This is a genomic window from Brevundimonas sp. FV1ye4L (assembly GCF_058681255.1).
On sequence record NZ_CM178734.1, the window covers coordinates 1,841,634 to 1,860,185 of the forward strand.

The window sequence follows — 18,552 nt, forward strand, 5'->3', positions numbered from 1 at the left end:
TCATCCCGGCGAAAGCCGGGACCCAGTACTTTCGTTCGTACCGGAGGCTGGCCTTGGCGTTCTTCACCTACATCATCGCCAGCCGCCGAAACGGCACGGTTTACACTGGATCGACCGACGATCTGATCAAGCGGGTCGCCGAACACCGCGACAAGCTGCGTCCCGGCTTCACGCGTCGATATGGCGTGGCGCTCCTGGTCTGGTACGAGGTGCATGAGACGCGCCATACGGCCTTCGTGCGCGAACGGCAGATCAAGGAATGGAAACGGATCTGGAAGCTGGAGCTGATCGAGCGCAAGAACCCGGCATGGGCGGATTTGTTTCCGACGCTGCTTGGTTAGATCGTGCCGAGCGAAAGGACTGGGTCCCGGCTTTCGCCGGGATGAGCGGATAGATTGAGCCTGATTTCCCTCTCCCTTACCGACTTCCGCTCCTATGCGAGCGCACGGCTGGAGCTCGCCTCCGGCCCGGTGGTGCTTCACGGCCCGAACGGGGCGGGCAAGACCAATCTGCTGGAGGCGATCAGCCTTCTGACCCCCGGCAAGGGGCTGCGGGGCGCGACCGCCGCCGAGATGGGCCGGCGCGAGCCCGGCGAGGCGGTGGGCCGCGCCTGGGCCGTCATGGTCGAACTGGACGACGAGACGCGTCTGGGCACCGGGGTCCAGACGGCGGCCGCGGCGCGGCGCATCGTCCGCATCGACGGCGAGACGGCGCAGCCGGGGCGGTTGCTTGATTACCTGCGTCCCGTCTGGGCCACGCCCGAGCAGGATCGGCTGTTCTCCGACGCCCGGGCCGAACGGCTGAAATTCTTCGACCGGCTGGTCTTCGCCGCCGATCCCGACCATGCCGCCGCCGTCTCCGCCTATGAGAAAGCCCTGCGCGAACGCTTGCGGCTGCTGAACGACGCACAGGATGGGCGCGAGGCCGACCCGGTCTGGCTGGACGCCCTGGAGGCCCGGCTAGGCGAGGCGGGGGCCCGCGCGGCCCTCGCCCGGGTCGCCGCCCTGCACGCGCTCCAGGCCGCCATCGACGCCCGCAGCGACCGCCCCTTCCCCCAGGCCGACCTGGGTCTGGACGGGCCCGCCGAACAGATGGCCGAGGCCGGCGCTGAAGAAGACGAGATCGCCGCCGCGATCCGCGAGGGCTTGGCCAAGGCGCGCGCCCGCGACGGCGCCGCCGGCCGCTCCCTGTTCGGCCCGCACCGCACCGACCTGACCGCGCTTCACCGCGAGAAGAACCGCCCCGCCGCAGAGGGGTCGTCCGGCGAGCAGAAGGCCCTGGTCCTGAACCTGATCCTGGCCCAGATCAGCCGCCTGTCGCACCATGAGGCCGCCGGCGCCGCCCGCCCCGTCCTGCTGCTGGACGAAGCCCCCGCCCACCTGGACGAAGCCCGCCGCGCCGCCCTGTTCGACGAGATCGTCGCCCTGAACCTCCAGGCCTTCATGACCGGCACCGAACGCGCCCTGTTCGCCGGCCTGGACGGCCGCGCCCAGTTCGTCCGCGTCGCCGGCCGGACCTTGGAAAACGACTAGGATTCCACGCCGGAATTCCTCGCTTTTTCGCCGCAAATTCCTATATGTTGCGGGCTTCGGCCCGGTGCGATCCCGGCGTCGATTCGAGCGCCCGAGGCGGCGCTCAATCCCCGTCCCGGTCGGGACTTCAGAGCCATAGATTTCATGACCGATCCGATTGCCGACATGCCCGAATACGGCGCCGATTCCATCAAGGTTCTCAAAGGCCTGGACGCGGTGCGCAAACGTCCCGGCATGTATATCGGCGATACGGACGACGGTTCCGGCCTGCACCACATGGTCTATGAGGTGGTGGACAACGCCATCGACGAGGCCCTGGCCGGCCACGCCGACCTGGTCCAGGTCATCCTGAACGCCGACGGCTCGGTCACGGTGACCGACAACGGCCGCGGCATTCCCACCGGAATCCACGAAGGCGAAGGCGTCTCGGCGGCCGAGGTCATCATGACCCAGCTGCACGCCGGCGGTAAGTTCGACCAGAACTCCTACAAGGTCTCGGGCGGTCTGCACGGCGTGGGCGTGTCCGTGGTCAACGCCCTGTCCGACTGGCTGGAGCTGAAGATTTATCGCGACGGCAAGGCGCACCAGATGCGATTCGAGCGCGGCGACACGGTCAAGTCGCTGGTGATCACCGGCGACGCCCCGATCCGCGAAGACACCGGCAAGCCGCTGAGCGGCACCGAGGTCACCTTCTATCCGTCGGTCACGACCTTCAGCCACATCGACTTCGACCTGAAGACGCTGGAACACAGGCTGCGGGAACTGGCCTTCCTGAACTCGGGCGTGGTCATCAAACTGGCCGACCAGCGTCATGCCGAACCGGTCGAGATGATCCTGCACTACGAGGGCGGGGTCGAAGCCTTCGTGCGCCACCTGGACAAGTCCAAGGCGCCGATCCTGAAGGACGTCATCGTCATTCGCGGCAAGAAGGAAGGGATCGAGCTGGATCTGGCCCTGTGGTGGAACGATAGCTACCACGAGACCATGCTGTGCTTCACCAACAACATCCCCCAGCGGGATGGGGGCACCCACCTGTCGGCCTTCCGCGCCAGCCTGACGCGCGTCATGGGCGGCTATATCGAGAGCTCGGGCGCCGGCAAGAAGGAGAAGGTCTCTGTCACCGGCGAGGATGCCCGCGAAGGCCTGACCTGCGTCCTGTCGGTCAAGGTGCCGGACCCCAAGTTCAGCTCACAGACCAAGGACAAGCTGGTCTCGTCCGAAGTGCGCCCCGCCGTCGAGGCCCTGTGCTCCGAAGGCCTGGCCCAATGGTTCGAGGAACACCCGGTCGAGGCCAAGATGGTCGTCGCCAAGATCATCGAGGCGGCGTCCGCGCGTGAAGCCGCCCGCAAGGCGCGCGACCTGACCCGCCGCAAGTCGGCGCTGGAAATCAGCAGCCTGCCAGGCAAGCTGGCCGACTGCCAGGAGCGCGATCCCGCCAAGTCCGAACTGTTCATCGTCGAGGGCGATTCCGCCGGCGGCTCGGCCAAACAGGCGCGCAACCGCGAGAATCAGGCCGTCCTGCCCCTGCGCGGCAAGATCCTGAACGTCGAGCGCGCGCGCTTCGACCGGATGTTGTCGTCGGACCTGATCGGCACCCTGATCCTGGCCCTGGGCACCGGCATCGGCCGCGACGACTTCAACGCCGACAAGCTGCGCTATCACAAGATCATCCTGATGGCGGACGCCGACGTCGACGGCGCCCACATCCGTACCCTGCTGCTGACCTTCTTCTATCGCCAAATGCCCGAGCTGATCACGCGCGGCCACGTCTATATCGCCCAGCCCCCCCTCTATAAGGTCTCCAAGGGCAAGCAGTCGCGCTACCTCAAGGACCAGGCGGAGATGGACTCCTATCTGATCGAGGAGGGCTCGTCCGAGGCTGAGCTGGACCTGTCGACCGGCGAGCGTCGCCTGGGTCTCGATCTTCAGGCCCTGGTGCGCGAGGCCAAGGCCTTCAAGGGCGGCGTCGATCGCCTCAGCCAGCGCGCCCCAGCCTTCGCCATCGAACAGGCGGCGCTGGCCGGCCTGTTCAACGACAACGCCGACATGACCCAGGCCTCGGCCGCGGCCGCCGTGCGTCTAAATCTCTATGCCGAAGAAGGCGACGGCGACTGGACCGGCGCACCGGGCGAGCAGGGCGCGGTCGTCTTCACCCGCACCCGTCGCGCGGTGCAGGAAACCATCGTGCTGGAAGAAACCCTGCTGCGTTCGCTGGACGCACGTCGTCTGGCCGAGCGCGCCGCCGCCTTCGACGGCGTCTTCTCCGCTCCGGCCACCTATCGCCGCAAGGAAAAGTCCACCACCATCCGCGGGCCGCTGGACCTGCTGAACGCGGTGCTTGACGCCGGCAAGAAGGGCCTGGCCATCCAGCGCTACAAGGGTCTGGGCGAGATGAACCCGGAACAGCTGTGGGAGACCACGCTGGACTCCAACGCCCGCACCCTGTTGCAGGTCTCGGTCGAGCACGAGGAAGACGCCAACGACCTGTTCGCCAAACTGATGGGCGACGTGGTCGAGCCACGCCGCGAGTTCATTCAGGAAAACGCCCTGGACGCGGCGGTCGACGTCTAAACCAGTTCGACGCCCATGGCGGTGGCCTCGCCACCGCCGATGCACAGGGCGGCCATGCCCTTGGTCTTGCCGCGCGCCTTCAGGGCGGACAGCAGGGTGGTCAGCACACGCGCGCCCGAGGCGCCCAGCGGATGGCCCAGGGCGCAGGCGCCGCCGTTGACGTTGATCTTGTCATGCGGAACGCCCAGTTCCTGCATGGCGATCATCGGCACGATGGCGAAGGCCTCGTTGACCTCCCACAGATCGACGTCGTCGGCGGTCCAGCCCGCCTTGGCCAGGGCCTTCTTCAGGGCGAAGACCGGCGCGGTGGTGAACAGGCTGGGCTCATGGGCGTGCGCAGCCTGGCTGACGACGCGGGCGATCGGGGTCAGGCCCAGGGCGTCCGCCGTCGATTGACGCATCATGACCAGGGCGGCGGCGCCGTCCGAGATCGAGGCGGCCGAAGCGGCGGTGATGGTGCCGTCCTTGCCGAAGGCGGGCTTCAGATTAGGGATCTTGGACGGGTCGGACTTGGTCGGCTGTTCGTCTCGGTCCACGACCACCACGCCCTTGCGCGTCTTGACCTCGACCGGCGTGATCTCGGCGTCGAAGTCGCCGCTGTCCTGGGCGCGTTTGGCCCGGCCGGCGCTTTCGGTCGCGTAGGCGTCCTGCTGTTCGCGGGTGAACTGATAGGCCTTGGCGGTGTCCTCGGCGAACTGACCCATCAGCTTGCCGGGCTCATAGGCGTCTTCCAGACCGTCCAGATACATGCTGTCGGAGATGACGTCGTGGCCGATCCGGGCGCCGCCCCGGTGCTTCTGCATCAGATACGGCGCATTGGTCATCGACTCCATGCCGCCCGCCACGATCACCTCGGCCGAACCGGCCAGCAGGGCGTCGTGCGCCATCATCGCGGCCTGCATGCCCGAGCCGCACATCTTGTTGATCGTGGTCGCCTCGGTCGAGATCGGCAGGCCCGCGCCCAGGCCCGCCTGACGCGCCGGCGCCTGGCCCAGGCCGGCGGGCAGGACGCAGCCCATGATGATCTGCTCGACTTTGTTCGGATCCAGGCCCGCCCGGTCGAGCGCCGCCTTCACCGCCGTCGCGCCCAGGTCAGTGGACTTGGCGTCCGACAGCGCGCCCTGGAAACCGCCCATCGGCGTGCGGGCGTAGGAGACGATGACCACAGGATCGGCAGACATGGGCGAGCTTCCTCTTGCTTTGGCGTCTGAGATAGCGATCCGACCGCCCGATGTGAACGGGCGCCTGCTCAATCAGGCGAAGTGCAGCCGCCGGTAGCGGCCCCTGAAATAGAGCAGCGGGTCGCGGCGCGGCTCAAACCGGGCGCGCGTGACCCGGCCGATGAAGACCAGATGGTCCCCGGCCTCGACCACCTGATGGGTCGCGCATTCGAAACTGGCCAGAGAACCGGACAGGATCGGCGCGCCCGTGTCCCAGGTCTCCCAGGCCACGCCGTCGAACCGTTCGGCCGAAGACCGGGCGAAGGCGCCCGACATCGGCTGCTGGCCGATGTGCAGCACATTGATGGCGAAATGCTCCGCGCGCTTGAACCGCTCCAGGTTGGACGAACTGCGGGCGAGGCAGAACAGGATCAGCGGCGGGTCCAGCGACACCGAGGAGAAGGAGTTGGCGGTCAGGCCGACCGGTTGACCGCCCTCGTCCAGCGTCGTCACCACCGTCACCCCGGTGGCGAAACAGCCCAGGGCGTCGCGCAGGGTGCGGGGATCGGAGCCGGCCTGGTAGTAGAGGGCCTCGCGCGGCGCCTGGCGTTCCAGAAAGCCCAGTATGGCCGCCTCCGCCGCCTCAGCTGGATCGGCGGGGTCCAGACAGAGGATCGACAGGCCATCGAGCATCGCCTCAGCCTGCGGCGGCGCATCGCCGACGACGATCAGGCAACTGGCCAGGGCCGGCCCCTTGACGACAAGCGCCGGCGCAACGCTGCCCAGGGTCTCCGAAGCACATAGAATGGCGGGCCGCGACGAGATGTCGGTCAGCAACCCCCGCAGAGCGGCGGCCTCTTCGCCTTTTTCGAGAACCGACGCCAGCAGCACGTGCCGTCCCGCCTCTTCCAGCGCCCGCACCCAATGGCGCCAATCCGGCGACAGGCGCTCGGGCGGTCCGATCAGCAGGACGACCGGATCCTCGGGATCGCCCCAACCCTGGACGTCCAGACCTCCGATCCGGGGCGGCGATACAGTCATGAAGCGAGGCGGTCCAATCCGGCGGTGAAGAGACGTCTAATAGGGCAGGTCCGGCCGCAGACGCCACGATTTACGCCGGCGGCCGGGGATCGGATCATCCCGCGTCCAGATCGCTCAACCGCCCCCGTAGCATCTGTAGCATGGCCGAGAAGTCTCGCCCGCCGTGGCCCAGGCCGTCGAACAGGGCGTACATCGCCTCGGCCTGCGCGCCCAGGGGCGTCGAGGCGCCGGACTTGGCCGCCGCATCCTGGGCCAGCTTCAGATCCTTCAGCATCATGGCCGTGGCGAAGCCGCCCTGATAGTCGCGGTTCGACGGCGCGGTCTGCACCGGACCGGGCCAGGGGTAATAGCTGGTCACGCTCCAGCACTGGCCCGAGGATTTGGACGCGATCTCGAAGAACCGCTCCGGATCCAGGCCCAGCTTCTCGGCCAGAGCGATGGCCTCGCACGTGCCCAGCATGGACACGCCCAGCAGCATGTTGTTGCAGATCTTGGCCGCCTGACCGGCGCCGTGATCGCCGGCGCGGATGGTGATCCGGCTCATCGGCTCAAGCGCCGCTTCGACGCGCGCGAAGTCGCCTTCGTCGCAACCGACCATGAAGGCAAGTGTCCCGGCGTCCGCCGCCGCCGTACCGCCCGACACCGGTGCGTCGGCGAAGGCGTATCCCGCCTCCTTGGCCAGGCCCGCCACCTTGCGCGCCGTTTCGACGTCGATGGTCGAGCAATCCAGCAGCAGGGCGCTGGACGGCGCCGCGCCGATGATCTGTTCAGCATAGACCTTATGCACATGGGGGCCTGCGGGCAGCATGGTGATCACCACCTCGGCGTCGCGTACAGCCTCCGCGACCGAGGCCGCAGGCGCACAGCCTGCCGCCGAAGCCCGCTCCAGCGCCGCCTCGCTCAGATCGAAGGCGGCGACCGCATGGCCCGCCTTCGCCTGATTGGCGGCCATGCCGCCCCCCATATTGCCCAGGCCGATGAAGGCGATCTTGGTCATGGTTCTCTCCCTTGGTCGGCGTCGCTGTCAGGGCAGCGGCGTCCATTTTTCGTTGTCCGGCAGCGGCGCGAACAGCGCGTCCAGCGTCGCCTCCGTAACGCCCGACAGGTCCGAAGGGGACCATTTCGGCGCATTGTCCTTGTCCACGATCACGGCCCGCACGCCTTCCTGGAAGTCGTGGGTCTGCACCACCCGACCGCCCAGGGCGTATTCCATCGCCATGTTCTCGGCGAAGCCGGCGAGCGTCGCGCCGGTCCGCAGCTGGCGCAACGTGACCTTCAGCGATTGCGGCGACTTGGTCTTCAACGTCGCCAACTGCGCCAGAGCCCAATCCGAACCGTCCGCCTCCAGCGCCGCGAAAATAGCCTCGACCGTGTCGAAGGCGAACAGCCGGTCGATGGCCTCGCGATGAGGGTTCAGCGGCGCCTCTTCCGGGTCGGTGGCGCAGACCCAGCGGTTCGCCTCTTCCAGCGGGTCCGCAGGGTTCGCCAGCAGCGCCGCCTTGAAGCCTTCGATATCGATAGCCGGAACGAAGTGGGTATGGATTCCCAAGGCCACCGTGTCCGCCGCCTTCAGCCGCGCGCCCGTCAGCGCCAGCCAGACGCCGGTCTGGCCCGGCAAACGCGGGAGAAACCAGCCGCCGCCCACATCGGGAAACAGGCCGATGCCCGTCTCCGGCATGGCGTAGGTGGTGCGCTCGGTGGCGATACGGATGGCTGCAGGCTCCGATATCCCGACGCCGCCGCCCATGACGATCCCGTCCACGATCGCCGTAATCGGTTTGGGATAATCGAACATCAGATGGTTCAGCCGGTATTCGGCCAGGAAGAAGGCCTTGGCCTCGGACGCATCCCCCGCCCCGCTCTCGGCTATCATGCGGATGTCGCCGCCGGCGCAGAAGCCGCGCTCGCCGGCATGATCGACCAGCACCGACTTCACCGCCTCATCCTCGCGCCAGGTCAGCAAGGCCTCGGTCATCGCCTCGCACATCGCCCGGTTGAGCGCATGGATGGCCTTGGGCCGGTTCAAAGTGATGCGGCCGACCCCGTTCTCGATGCGGGCGATGATTTCGAGTTCGGTCATGCTCTGGACATCTCCCGCGCGATGATCACCCGCATGATCTCGTTCGTCCCTTCCAGGATGCGGTGGACCCGCAGATCGCGCACGATCCGCTCTAGCGGATAATCCTTCAGATAGCCGTAACCGCCGTGCAGTTGCAGGGCCTCGTCGGCGATCTGGAAACAGGCGTCGGTGGCCAGACGCTTGGCCATGGCGCACCATTTGGTCTTTTCCGGATGGTCGGCGTCGATGGCCCAGGCGCCGCGCAGCACCATCAGCCGCGCCGCCTCCAGGTCCGTGGCCATGTCCGCAAGCTTGAACTGCAACGCCTGGAACTCGCCCAGCGGCCGACCGAACTGTTTGCGGGTGGCGACGTAATCCTGCGCCGTCTCCAGCGCCAGACGCGCCCCGCCCAGCGAACAGGCGGCGATGTTCAGTCGCCCGCCGTCCAGCCCGGCCATGGCGTAACGGAACCCCGCCCCTTCTTCACCCAGCAGATTGGCGACGGGCACACGGGAGTCGTCGAACTGGACGATGGCGGTCGGCTGGGCGTTCCAGCCCATCTTGCGTTCCTGCGCGCCGAACGACAGGCCGGCCGTCCCGGCCTCGACGACGAGAGCGCTGACACCCTTCGCCCCCTCCCCGCCCGTGCGGACCATGACGACATAGAGATCGCTGGTCCCCGCGCCCGAGATGAAGGCCTTGGACCCGTTCAATACATAGTGGTCGCCGTCGCGCACCGCCGTCGTCCGCAGCGCCGCTGCGTCCGACCCGGAGCCCGGCTCGGTCAGGCAATAGGAGGCGATTTTCTCCATCCCGACCAGATCCGGCACGAAGCGGGCGCGCAGATCGTCCGCCCCGAACCGGTCGATCATCCAGGTCGCCATATTGTGGATCGAGATGAAGGCCGCCGTCGCCACGTCGCCGCGCGACAGTTCCTCAAAGATCAGCGCCGCCTCGACCCGGCCCAGGGCCATGCCGCCGTGTTCCTCACCCGTGTAGATGCCGCAAAAGCCCATCTCGGCCGCCTGCTTCATCACATCGACGGGGAAATGCTTCTCCTCGTCCCACTTGGCCGAATGGGGCGCCAGTTCGGCCTCGGCGAAGGCGCGGGCCGCGTCCTGAATGGCGCGCTGGTCATCGGTAAGGGCGAAATCCATGATCTCTAAACCTGCTCAGTCATCCTGGGGCGTCCCGACCACCGGCCACACTGGACAGCAATGGGATACGCCCCACGATGATGATGGCTGACTATCTCGCCCCCGTCAGCACCCCATACAGATCCGTCCGCCGATCCCTGAAAAAGCCCCAGACTGCGCGGTACTTGTCCAGCTCATCCAGGTCGAAGCGGTGCACCAGCACCCCCTCCTCCTCGGCGCCCAGGCTATCGACCAGTTCGCCCTGCTGATCAGCGATGAAGGAATGGCCGTAGAAGGTCTGGCCGACCGCCGTCACCGTCTCATGCCCGATCCGGTTGGCGCCGACGACGGGAACCGCGTTGGACACGGCGTGCCCCTGCATGGCCCGGCGCCACGGCTGGGCCGTGTGGAGGCTCGCGTCGTGCGGCTCGGTGCCGATGGCGGTCGGATACATCAGCACGTCGGCGCCCATCAGCATCATCGCCCGCGCCGCCTCCGGGAACCACTGATCCCAGCAGATGCCGACCCCGACCTTGCCGAAGCGCGTCTTCCAGACCTTGAAGCCCGTATCGCCCGGCCGGAAATAATATTTCTCCTGATAGCCGGGGCCGTCGGGAATATGGCTCTTGCGATAGACGCCCAGAGCCTCGCCGTCCGCATCCAGCATGACCAGCGAGTTGTAATACTGCGGCCCGTCTTTCTCGAAGATGGAGACGGGAATGGCCACGCCCAGTTCTTTGGCCACCGGCGCCATGGCCGTGACGCACGGATGCTCGCGCCATTCATAGGCCTGGCTGAACCAGTGCTCCTCCTGCGACACGCAGAAATACGGCCCCTGGAACAGTTCCGACGGCAGGATCACCTGCGCGCCCTTGCCCGCCGCCTCGCGCACGAAGTCGATGGTCTTGGCGATGTTCGCCTGCATATCCTCGCCATACGAGGTCTGGATGCCGGCGACAGTGATGTTGCGGGTCATGCGGGCTCCTGCTGGGAGATACAGTGGAACGAGCCGCCGCCGGTCAGGATAGCCTTGGACGGAAGCGGGATGATCTCGCGATCGGGGAAGGCGGTCGCCAGGGCCTCGCAGGCGAACCGCGCGGCCTCGTCGTCGCCATAGGTCGGCACCACCACGGCGCCGTTGGCGATCAGGAAGTTCATGTGGCTGGCCGGAATCGGGCGTTCGTCCTCGTCCAGCACCAGGCCCGGCGACGGGATCCTCAGCACACGGAGCTTACGTCCCTCAGCATCCGTCATGCCCGACAGATCGCGCGCCGTGGCGTCATAGACCTCGGCGTTGGGGTCGTTCCGCCCCCAGGCGACCGGGCAGGCGACGACGCCCGGCGCGACGAAACGGGCCAGGTTGTCGACGTGTCCGTCGGTGTGATCGTTCAGCAGGCCGTCGCCCAGCCACAGCACGGCCTTGGCGCCGACGGCCGTCTCCAGCGCGGCGGTCGCGACCGTCTCATCCTGATTCCAGGCCGGGTTGCGGTTGGGGTTCAGCAGGCACTGACGCGTGGTCAGGACCGTCCCCTCCCCGTCGTGGTCCAGCGACCCGCCTTCCATAACGAAATCGTTCCACGTCAGGGCCACGCCCGAATGCTCGCCGATCTGGCCCGCGACCCGTTCGTCGCCCGGCATGCCATACTTGCCGCCCCAGCCGTTGAACCGGAACGCCGCCGCCGTCTTGGACCCCGCGCCGAAGATCGGCCCGGTGTCGCGCAGCCAGATGTCGCCGAACTCCCCGGCCACCACCTCGACATTCTCGACGCCCTCAAAGCGCGCCTGGGCGTCCGCCAGCACCTCGGCCTTGCCGACCATCAGCCTGACCTGTTCACGCCCCGGCCCGGCCAGCGCCCGCACCAGACCCTCGACCTCGTCCTGCGCCTGCTCCAGCGCATCAAACCAGTACTCGGCATGACTGGGCCAGCCCACCCACATGGCGCGGTGCGGAGCCCATTCTGCGGGGATGGGAGCGGAGATGGGAGCGGTCATCGGCAAACTGATCCTGTCTTTGTCCCGGGGCGTATCCGGAGACGAAACGCGAGCCGCGCCATATGGCCCCTCCCGTCCCCGACTTCAACGCCGGGCCTCAGCAAAGAAAAAGGGCGGCCCGCGAACGGACCGCCCTTCGTCGTTTCAGTCTGGCTTTGCCTTAGAAGGCAGCGCGCAAGGTCACCATCGCCGTACGGGGCGCGCCGAGCTGGTAGCTGGCAGAGCCGGTCGTCGAGGTCGAGATATCGGCCAGATATTCTTCGTCGAACAGGTTGATCACGTTGAACTGGATATAGGATCCACTATTGCCGAGGCTGGCGAGGTTATAACGGACGTCCAGATCGAAGGTGGTGTAGTCGGGCGCGACTTCAGTGTTGATGTCGTTGGAGAAGCGCTCTCCGACATATTTGCCCTGCAGGCCCAGGTCGAACGGACCCACCGAATAGGCGACCCGCATGCCATATTGCCACTCCGGAGTTTCGACCAGTTGATTGCCGGCGGTTTGGATGAAGACCGGCACACCATTGACGACGCCGTTGGGCAGATTGCTCTTAACTTCGCTGTCCGTATAGGTCACCGAGCCGGTGATGTTGAACTTCTCGAACGGCGACCAGCCGAGTTGACCGTCAAAGCCCTGAAGCGTCACGTCGCCGACGTTGCGGGTCAGGAACAGGTTCTCCGCCTCATCGAAGGTCCGCACGATACGGTTCGAATAGTCCGTCTTCCACGCTGCGATCGAGCCGATCAGGCCAGGAGCCTGGTAGCGATAGCCGATGTCGTAAGAGTTGGTGCGCTCGGGCTCCGGGTTCACGTCGACCTTGTCGTACAGATCGTCCGTCCGAGGCGCCGAGAAGCCTTCGGCGTAGCTGACATAGACCGAGTTGTGATCGGCGAAGCGCCAGGTCAGGCCGCCATTTGGCAGGACGGCTTCATAGCTCTTGCTGAACGAACGGGGCTTGCCGTAGGTGTTCGACGCGCTGCTGTTCATCGACGAGGCCGGGAAAGTCACCAAGTCCGTTCCAGCCACCGGCGTTCCGACCTGGGTCGTGCAGTAGGCGTTGAAGGTGTCGCGCTGGTAGCAGTAGTTGTTCAGCTCGCGGTCAAAGTAGGGCGCGCGGACGCCAAGATCCAGGCTGACCGCATCGTTGAAGAAGTTGCCGCGATATTCGGCGGCGATCTGATTCAGCTTGGCGTAGGACAGGCGGTCGCGACGGCGCAGGATGGTACCGTCCGGCAGTTTCACCGACGTGCCGTTACGGCCGGCGAAGGGGTCTTCCGGTTTTCCATTGGCGTCGATGTAGCCGAACTGACCCGTCTGGCGGTGACGGCCGTTGTCGTAAGTATAGGCGACGCGCAGGCGGTTATCTTCGTTGATGTCCCAGATCAGCGAGCTAGTCAGGGCGTACCGGTGGGTGTTGGTAATATTCGGGCGGAATAGGGTCACGCGGGTCGCGCCGTTGATCACGCCGTCGCCGTTCAGGTCCACACCAGCGGCCGAAGAATTGCCCCGCAGTTGCGCGTCGGTTTCACTCATGGTCTGAGTGCCGCCGCCGTGCGCCAGGACGTACTGGAAGGACGGGTCGACCGTCAGGACAAGGTTGTCACGCAGCGTAAAGCGCGAAGCGCCACGAATATTGCCCGTGTTCGACGGGTTGATGTTCACCAGGGTGGAAGACAGCGAGTTGCCCGAGTCGTAAGCCGTACCTGCGTTGAACTGAGCAAGCGTCTTGCGAGCGATGAAGCTGTTGCGGTTCTCGTTGTAGTTGGCGGTCAGCGACAGGAAGTCGCCGTTGTCGCCAAGCGCCTGGTAAAGGCGACCATTATACTGCGTCTTATCAACGCCGCCGGCGCCGATGAAGTGGTCGTACTGGGTTTTCGACGCCGAGAACCAGGCCGTTGTGCCCCAGGGCCCGAAAGCGCCGGTGTCCACTAGGCCGAAGAAGCGGCGATAACCGGTCTCGCCGATCGAGGGCTGCAGTATGACGCCGAACTCTTCTTCCGGGCGGCGCGTGGAGTAGTTCACGGTGCCGCCGGTCGCCGAAGCGGTCGGACTATCGACGTCGGTCGTGCCGAGGTTGACGGTCGCCCGGCTGATCACCTCAGGGTCCAACTGCTGGTTCGAATAGATGGCGTAGTTGCCGGTATCGTTCAGCGGAACACCGTCCTGAGTCAGCGAAATGCGTGCCGAGTCGAAACCGCGAATCGTCAGATCACCGCCCGACGAACCGAACGCGTCATTGTTGGTGAAGTTCACGCCCGGCAGCAGGTTGATCGAGTTCAGGATCGTCTGGCCGGGAGCCTGGGTCGAAATATATTCTTCGGTCACGGAAGCCCGCGACTTTGAGACGTTTTCAGCCACGATAGCGCCGTCGATGGTGCGCGGGCCGCGCTGACCGGTGACGACGATTTCGTTCAGTTCGGCGGCTTCCGTACCGGTCGATTGCGCGGAGGCGGCGCCCGCGCCGGCCATGACGCCGACGATGGCGGTGGTCGCCCAGAAGAGGCGCTTGCGGTTGATCATTGCATCTATCCCCAGATGGAGGCCGAACAGGCCCAAAGGCGACAGGCGGGGTCGCCTGCCGAAATCTGGCCCCATCTACGTCCGCCATTGCAACGTCAGGCGACAGTTATATGACAGTGATATGACGCGCCACATCTGTGGCCGGATCGCAACATTCATGCCGTTCTATGTCGGATTGGCTAGAAAATCCGCCCGAACATATCCGCCACGCCTTGCGCCGTCCGCTCAATCGCCCGGGGTTCGTGGAAATTGCCGTTCACTTGGCTTTGAGCGATCACATGGGCACGGAAACGGGCGAAGAGGGCCGGATCTGGCGCCTGGGGCGCCGCCCAGAAATCGTCCAGCGATTTCTGATCCGTCAGACCGTCGAAGTCGAAGAAGGCGTCGCCCATCACCTTGACCGGGGTCTGGAAGCCCAGAGCCGACAGGGCGGCGCTGGAGTTATTGACCACCATGCCACGCGAGGCCCGGCACAACTGGGCCAGATTGCCGCCGTCAATGAAATCGACCCGGCCCTGCAGCCCGCGCTCTATGACCAGCCGGCGAGTCACCGCCGCCAGATCGACCACGCCCGGGTCAAGCGGATGGTTCTTGACCACGAGACGGGCCTGTTTGGGCGCATGGGTCGCAAAACTGGTCATAAGCCTCGCCAGGAAGGCGGTATTGTCCGGATAGCGCGAATAACGCAGCAGTTGGGCGTCGCCCTCGCGCTGAAGACAGGCGATGAAGAAATCGCCCCGCGGCGCGATGGCGTCCACATGGCTGGCGGCGGAGGACTGGAAGGCCAGACCCAGATAGCGCCGAATATGGCCCAGGCACTGGGCCAGGGGCGAAAACGTATAGTGGTTGACGTAGCGCGGGAAAAGCAGCCCGCCCACCCCCTGGACCAGATGATAGGCGCTGATGTTCAGCACATGGTACGGCAGAATCCGGCCGACCTGGACGGGCTCGGGCAGTTTTGGAGCCGGCGCGCCATAGGCCTGTTTGAAGCGTGGCAGGCCGCTGGACGCGTTCACCCCATTACGCTCCACCGTAATCCAGTCCGGACGGAAATAGCCGTTCTCAAGCACCCAAATCTTGGCCTTCAGGCCCTCGCCGGCTGACAGAACGGCGCGGTTATAGGGACCGCCCTCGCCGAACAGGACAATGTCGGTGAATTCCGCCGTCATTTCCTGAAGCCGCGACGCCCAGACATCGGCCCCGCCCTTGAACACCACCCCGCCGCTTCGCCGCCACTCCATGGCGTCGCCGGCGTTGAATATCATCCGCCGCACCGTGGCGCCCCGCGCCTCCAGCACGGCCGCCAGGGCCAAACTGAACCTACCGAACGGCGCCGAAACGATAAGAAACCGCCGCCCCTCCAGACGCGCGGATTGCGATCTCTCCGCCTCCGCGGGTCGAGCGAGGACATAGGTCAGCCCGCCAATCTTTTCAGCTGGTTGGGGCTTGTGCAGGGTTCTGATCCTGGCCTGGGCTAGGCCTGAACCGTCGGCGCGAAGCCGGTAGCGGCGCGAGCGCCTCGCTGACACGGACCGATGAACGGGACGAAGATCGACCATCTAGACGACTCTCGATCGCATGGCGCCGCCCGGGCAAGACACGCAGGCCGGACCGGCGCACTCGAAACGTTTGGCGAAGAGGGCGATCATCTTGCTCTATGTGGCTTGTCGCTGAAATTCGTTCAACCGAAATGACGGACCGTCAAACAGGTTTTTGGCTGCGATGCGCAGGCGCCAAAACCAGAAAGCCGCCGCTTCCAGCAAGGAAACGGCGGCTCTGGCCGTCAACTTCATAAAACCTCGACCTTAGTGGCCGACCCGACCGGAGCCGGGTCGGCACTCAAGGCTTAGAAGTTGATGTCGATGGTGGCGCGACGGTTCAGCGGCTCACGCACGCCGTCAGCCGTGGGCTTGGCCAGGGCGGTTTCGCCCTTGCCGTCCAGGGCGATGACGCCGCCGTTGACGCCTTGTGCGACCAGGGCGTCCGCGACGGTGCGCGAACGACGGTTCGACAGGCCGAGGTTATAGGCGGCCGAGCCCGAGGTGTCGGTGTAGCCGACGATCACGACGCGGGTCGCCGCGCCGGTCTTGGCGTAGTTGGCGGCCTGGGTCACGACCGAACGGGCTTCAGCCGTCAGATCCGAACGATCCCAGTCGAAGTAGACCACGAACTGACGCGCGGCCGGCTTCTGAGCGACCGGCGGGGGCGGCGGCGGGGGCGGAGGAGGCGGCGGGGGCGGGGGCGGCGGGGGCGGAGGCGGCGGGGGAGCCATCTCTTCTGCGCCGAAGCTGTAGCGCAGGCCCAGGGTCACGGTGTGCGACTGGTCGTAGTCGCCGTCCCATTCGCCGAAGGCGGTGCCGCCGACAGTGGCCGAATCGAACGAGACGTCTCCGGTCAGATAGCGGTAGGTCAGGTCGATGTTGGTACGGTCGCCGATGGCCCAGGCCAGGCCGGCGATCGCCTGAGCGGCGAACTCGGTCGAGTCCTCGTCGGTGTTGAAGGTGGCGCCGCGGTTGTCGCGCAGATTGCCCGAAACCTTGGTGTCAACGCGGTTCACGCCGGCGCCGAGACCGACGAACGGACGCAGAGCCCAGTCGGGAGAGCCGAAGTCATAGATGACGTTCGCCATCAGGGTGGCGGAGTCCATGCTGCCTTCAGGAGAGAAGCAGCCGCCGGTCGCCGGGGTGACGTTGCAGACGCCGCCGGGGCCCGACACGGCGCGCACGGTGCCGATGTCGCCCGAGCGGTAGCCGCCTTCAAGTTCAACGCGCCAGTTGGGGTTAAAGCGATAGCCGAGACGGGCGAAGGCCGCCCAGCCGTCGTTCACTTCATAGTTCCAGTTCACGCCGGTCGTCGACGACTCGGCGTTGACGTCGTCGATGATCTGATAGCCGCCGTCGATGGCGCCGTACCAGCCGTTCGGTTCCGCCGAGGCCGCGCCAGCTGCGAACAGCCCTGCTACGGCGACGGAGGCGAGAAGTTTGAGCTTCATAGCTTCCTCAATCTGTAAAATGCCGAAGCCGAGCTGCTGCCCGACGTTCCCGAGCCAAACGACATCACCTGGCCCTAGTTCCGCCCGGCTTCGACGAATGTGGCGACTGTGGCGCCATTTCAACACAATGAGCGAACGCAGATTGGTCAAGCGGCGCCGTTCCAAGCGACCCGCGTCTTGCGTTGACGCTACGTGAGGCGCCTAACTTCGGAACCGAGGAAACATCCCAAGCCACGTCTTAAGTGGTCCAACCAGACAGGAACGGGGCTCCAGCAGCCCCAAGGGCGATAGCCCCCCAGGAGCAAGTCCCATGCGCGAAGCCGTTATCGTCTCTACCGCCCGCACCCCGATCGGCCGCGCCTATCGCGGCGCGTTCAACGACACCCAGGCCCAGCAGCTCGGCGCCCATGCGGTGAAACACGCAGTCCAGCGCGCCGGCGTCGATCCGGCCGAGATCGAGGACGTGATCATGGGCGCGGCCCTGCAGCAGGGCTCGACCGGCACGAACGTCGCCCGCCAGATCGCCCTGGCCGCGGGCCTGCCCTCGACGGTTCCGGGCATGAGCCTGGACCGCCAGTGCGCCTCCGGCCTGATGGGCATCGCCACGGCGGCCAAACAGGTGGTGTTCGACCAGCAGAAGATGGCGGTCGGCGGCGGGCTGGAGAGTATCTCCCTGGTCCAGAACCAGCACATGAACCTGTACCGGGGCAAGGACGAGGCCCTGCTGAAACTGGCCCCCCATATGTATATGTCGATGCTGGAGACGGCCGAGGTCGTGGCCCGGCGCTACAACATCAGCCGCGACCGCCAGGACGAATACGCGCTTCAGTCCCAGCAGCGCACGGCCCAGGCCCAGGCGGCAGGCAGGCTCGACGCAGAGATCGTGCCCATGACCACCACCATGCTGGTCACGGACAAGGCGACAGGCGAGACTTCCTCGAAAGGGGTGACCCTGTCGAAGGACGAGGGCAACCGGCCCGACACGACGCTTGAGGGCTTGAAGGCGTTGAAGCCGGTCTTCGGCAGCGGCGAGGAGATTCAGCAGGGCGAATTCATCACCGCAGGTAACGCGTCCCAGCTATCGGATGGGGCCTCGGCCTGCGTCATCATGGAGGCCGGCGAAGCGGTGAAGCGCAATCTCCAGCCGCTGGGCGCCTATCGCGGCATGGCGGTGGCGGGGGTCGAGCCGGACGAGATGGGCATCGGCCCGGTCTACGCCGTGCCCAAACTGCTGAAACGCCACGGCCTGACGGTGGACGACATCGGCATCTGGGAGCTGAACGAGGCCTTCGCCGTCCAGGTTCTCTACTGCCGCGACCAGCTGGGCATCCCGGACGAGCTGCTGAACGTCTCGGGCGGCGCCATCTCCATCGGCCACCCTTACGGCATGTCCGGCGCCCGCATGACCGGCCACGTCCTGATCGAGGGCAAACGGCGCGGCGCCAAATACGGCGTCGTCACCATGTGCATCGGCGGCGGAATGGGCGCGGCGGGATTGTTCGAGATCTTCTGACGCTCCCGTCTCCTCCCCGTCGCGAAGCGATGGGG

General features: G+C 66.1%; 14 protein-coding genes. 4 read left to right on the forward strand and 10 right to left on the reverse strand.

What is annotated here, in order from left to right; translation table 11 throughout:
- Positions 1-53: 53 nt before the first annotated feature.
- The 3 genes from ACW17X_RS08875 (at position 54) to gyrB (ending at position 4,103) form a co-directional block, all read left to right on the forward strand.
- Positions 54-341 (forward strand): GIY-YIG nuclease family protein, encoded by a 288-nt coding sequence (locus tag ACW17X_RS08875; protein WP_492096810.1) that lies wholly within the window; start codon positions 54-56, stop codon positions 339-341.
- 54 nt (positions 342-395) lie between these two features.
- Positions 396-1,532, forward strand: a complete 1,137-nt coding sequence (gene recF / locus ACW17X_RS08880) for a DNA replication/repair protein RecF (RefSeq protein WP_492096811.1) — start codon at positions 396-398, stop codon at positions 1,530-1,532.
- Positions 1,533-1,676: 144 nt separating this feature from the next.
- Positions 1,677-4,103 (forward strand): DNA topoisomerase (ATP-hydrolyzing) subunit B, encoded by a 2,427-nt coding sequence (gyrB, locus tag ACW17X_RS08885; protein ID WP_492096812.1) that lies wholly within the window; start codon positions 1,677-1,679, stop codon positions 4,101-4,103.
- Here gyrB and ACW17X_RS08890 read toward each other — a convergent pair.
- The 10 genes from ACW17X_RS08890 to ACW17X_RS08935 form a co-directional block, all read right to left on the reverse strand.
- A complete protein-coding gene (locus ACW17X_RS08890) occupies positions 4,100-5,284 on the reverse strand; it encodes an acetyl-CoA C-acyltransferase (protein WP_492096813.1) in 1,185 nt (394 codons plus the stop codon). The two genes, gyrB and ACW17X_RS08890, sit on opposite strands and share 4 nt — an antisense overlap.
- 72 nt (positions 5,285-5,356) lie before the next feature.
- Entirely contained in the window at positions 5,357-6,304 is a 948-nt protein-coding gene (locus ACW17X_RS08895) for a flavin reductase family protein (protein ID WP_492096814.1), read from the reverse strand.
- A 94-nt stretch (positions 6,305-6,398) separates the two neighbouring features.
- Positions 6,399-7,301, reverse strand: a complete 903-nt coding sequence (mmsB, locus tag ACW17X_RS08900; RefSeq protein ID WP_492096815.1) for a 3-hydroxyisobutyrate dehydrogenase — start codon at positions 7,299-7,301, stop codon at positions 6,399-6,401.
- A 27-nt stretch (positions 7,302-7,328) separates the two neighbouring features.
- Positions 7,329-8,384 carry an enoyl-CoA hydratase/isomerase family protein gene (locus ACW17X_RS08905; protein ID WP_492096816.1) on the reverse strand — a complete coding sequence of 352 codons (1,056 nt, stop codon included), beginning with the start codon at positions 8,382-8,384 and terminating at the stop codon, positions 7,329-7,331.
- Positions 8,381-9,520, reverse strand: coding sequence for an acyl-CoA dehydrogenase family protein (locus tag ACW17X_RS08910; RefSeq protein ID WP_492096817.1), 1,140 nt, complete (start codon positions 9,518-9,520; stop codon positions 8,381-8,383). The genes ACW17X_RS08905 and ACW17X_RS08910 overlap by 4 nt, the downstream gene beginning before the upstream one ends.
- A 91-nt stretch (positions 9,521-9,611) precedes the next feature.
- Positions 9,612-10,475: an N-carbamoylputrescine amidase gene (gene aguB / locus ACW17X_RS08915; protein WP_492096818.1), complete on the reverse strand. Its 864-nt coding sequence runs from the start codon at positions 10,473-10,475 to the stop codon at positions 9,612-9,614.
- Positions 10,472-11,491, reverse strand: a complete 1,020-nt coding sequence (locus tag ACW17X_RS08920) for an agmatine deiminase family protein (protein WP_492096819.1) — start codon at positions 11,489-11,491, stop codon at positions 10,472-10,474. The genes aguB and ACW17X_RS08920 overlap by 4 nt, the downstream gene beginning before the upstream one ends.
- Positions 11,492-11,651: 160 nt before the next feature.
- Entirely contained in the window at positions 11,652-14,012 is a 2,361-nt protein-coding gene (locus tag ACW17X_RS08925) for a TonB-dependent receptor domain-containing protein (protein WP_492096820.1), read from the reverse strand.
- Positions 14,013-14,191: 179 nt separating this feature from the next.
- Positions 14,192-15,325, reverse strand: a complete 1,134-nt coding sequence (locus ACW17X_RS08930; RefSeq protein WP_492096821.1) for a capsular polysaccharide export protein, LipB/KpsS family — start codon at positions 15,323-15,325, stop codon at positions 14,192-14,194.
- Between the two features lie 533 nt (positions 15,326-15,858).
- Positions 15,859-17,004: an OmpA family protein gene (locus ACW17X_RS08935; RefSeq protein ID WP_492096822.1), complete on the reverse strand. Its 1,146-nt coding sequence runs from the start codon at positions 17,002-17,004 to the stop codon at positions 15,859-15,861.
- Positions 17,005-17,314: 310 nt separating this feature from the next.
- Between ACW17X_RS08935 and ACW17X_RS08940 the strand changes: the two genes are divergently transcribed.
- Entirely contained in the window at positions 17,315-18,517 is a 1,203-nt protein-coding gene (locus ACW17X_RS08940; RefSeq protein ID WP_492096823.1) for an acetyl-CoA C-acyltransferase, read from the forward strand.
- The last annotated feature ends 35 nt before the right edge of the window (positions 18,518-18,552 follow it).

What these genes read in the sequence shown, in the direction of transcription:
- gyrB (WP_492096812.1), top strand. Translation starts at nt 1,677, where the DNA reads ATGACCGATCCGATTGCCGACATGCCCGAATACGGCGCCGATTCCATC.
- ACW17X_RS08890 (WP_492096813.1), bottom strand. Translation starts at nt 5,284, where the DNA reads ATGTCTGCCGATCCTGTGGTCATCGTCTCCTACGCCCGCACGCCGATG.
- ACW17X_RS08895 (WP_492096814.1), bottom strand. Translation starts at nt 6,304, where the DNA reads ATGACTGTATCGCCGCCCCGGATCGGAGGTCTGGACGTCCAGGGTTGG.
- mmsB (WP_492096815.1), bottom strand. Translation starts at nt 7,301, where the DNA reads ATGACCAAGATCGCCTTCATCGGCCTGGGCAATATGGGGGGCGGCATG.
- ACW17X_RS08905 (WP_492096816.1), bottom strand. Translation starts at nt 8,384, where the DNA reads ATGACCGAACTCGAAATCATCGCCCGCATCGAGAACGGGGTCGGCCGC.
- ACW17X_RS08910 (WP_492096817.1), bottom strand. Translation starts at nt 9,520, where the DNA reads ATGGATTTCGCCCTTACCGATGACCAGCGCGCCATTCAGGACGCGGCC.
- aguB (WP_492096818.1), bottom strand. Translation starts at nt 10,475, where the DNA reads ATGACCCGCAACATCACTGTCGCCGGCATCCAGACCTCGTATGGCGAG.
- ACW17X_RS08920 (WP_492096819.1), bottom strand. Translation starts at nt 11,491, where the DNA reads ATGACCGCTCCCATCTCCGCTCCCATCCCCGCAGAATGGGCTCCGCAC.
- ACW17X_RS08925 (WP_492096820.1), bottom strand. Translation starts at nt 14,012, where the DNA reads ATGATCAACCGCAAGCGCCTCTTCTGGGCGACCACCGCCATCGTCGGC.
- ACW17X_RS08935 (WP_492096822.1), bottom strand. Translation starts at nt 17,004, where the DNA reads ATGAAGCTCAAACTTCTCGCCTCCGTCGCCGTAGCAGGGCTGTTCGCA.
- ACW17X_RS08940 (WP_492096823.1), top strand. Translation starts at nt 17,315, where the DNA reads ATGCGCGAAGCCGTTATCGTCTCTACCGCCCGCACCCCGATCGGCCGC.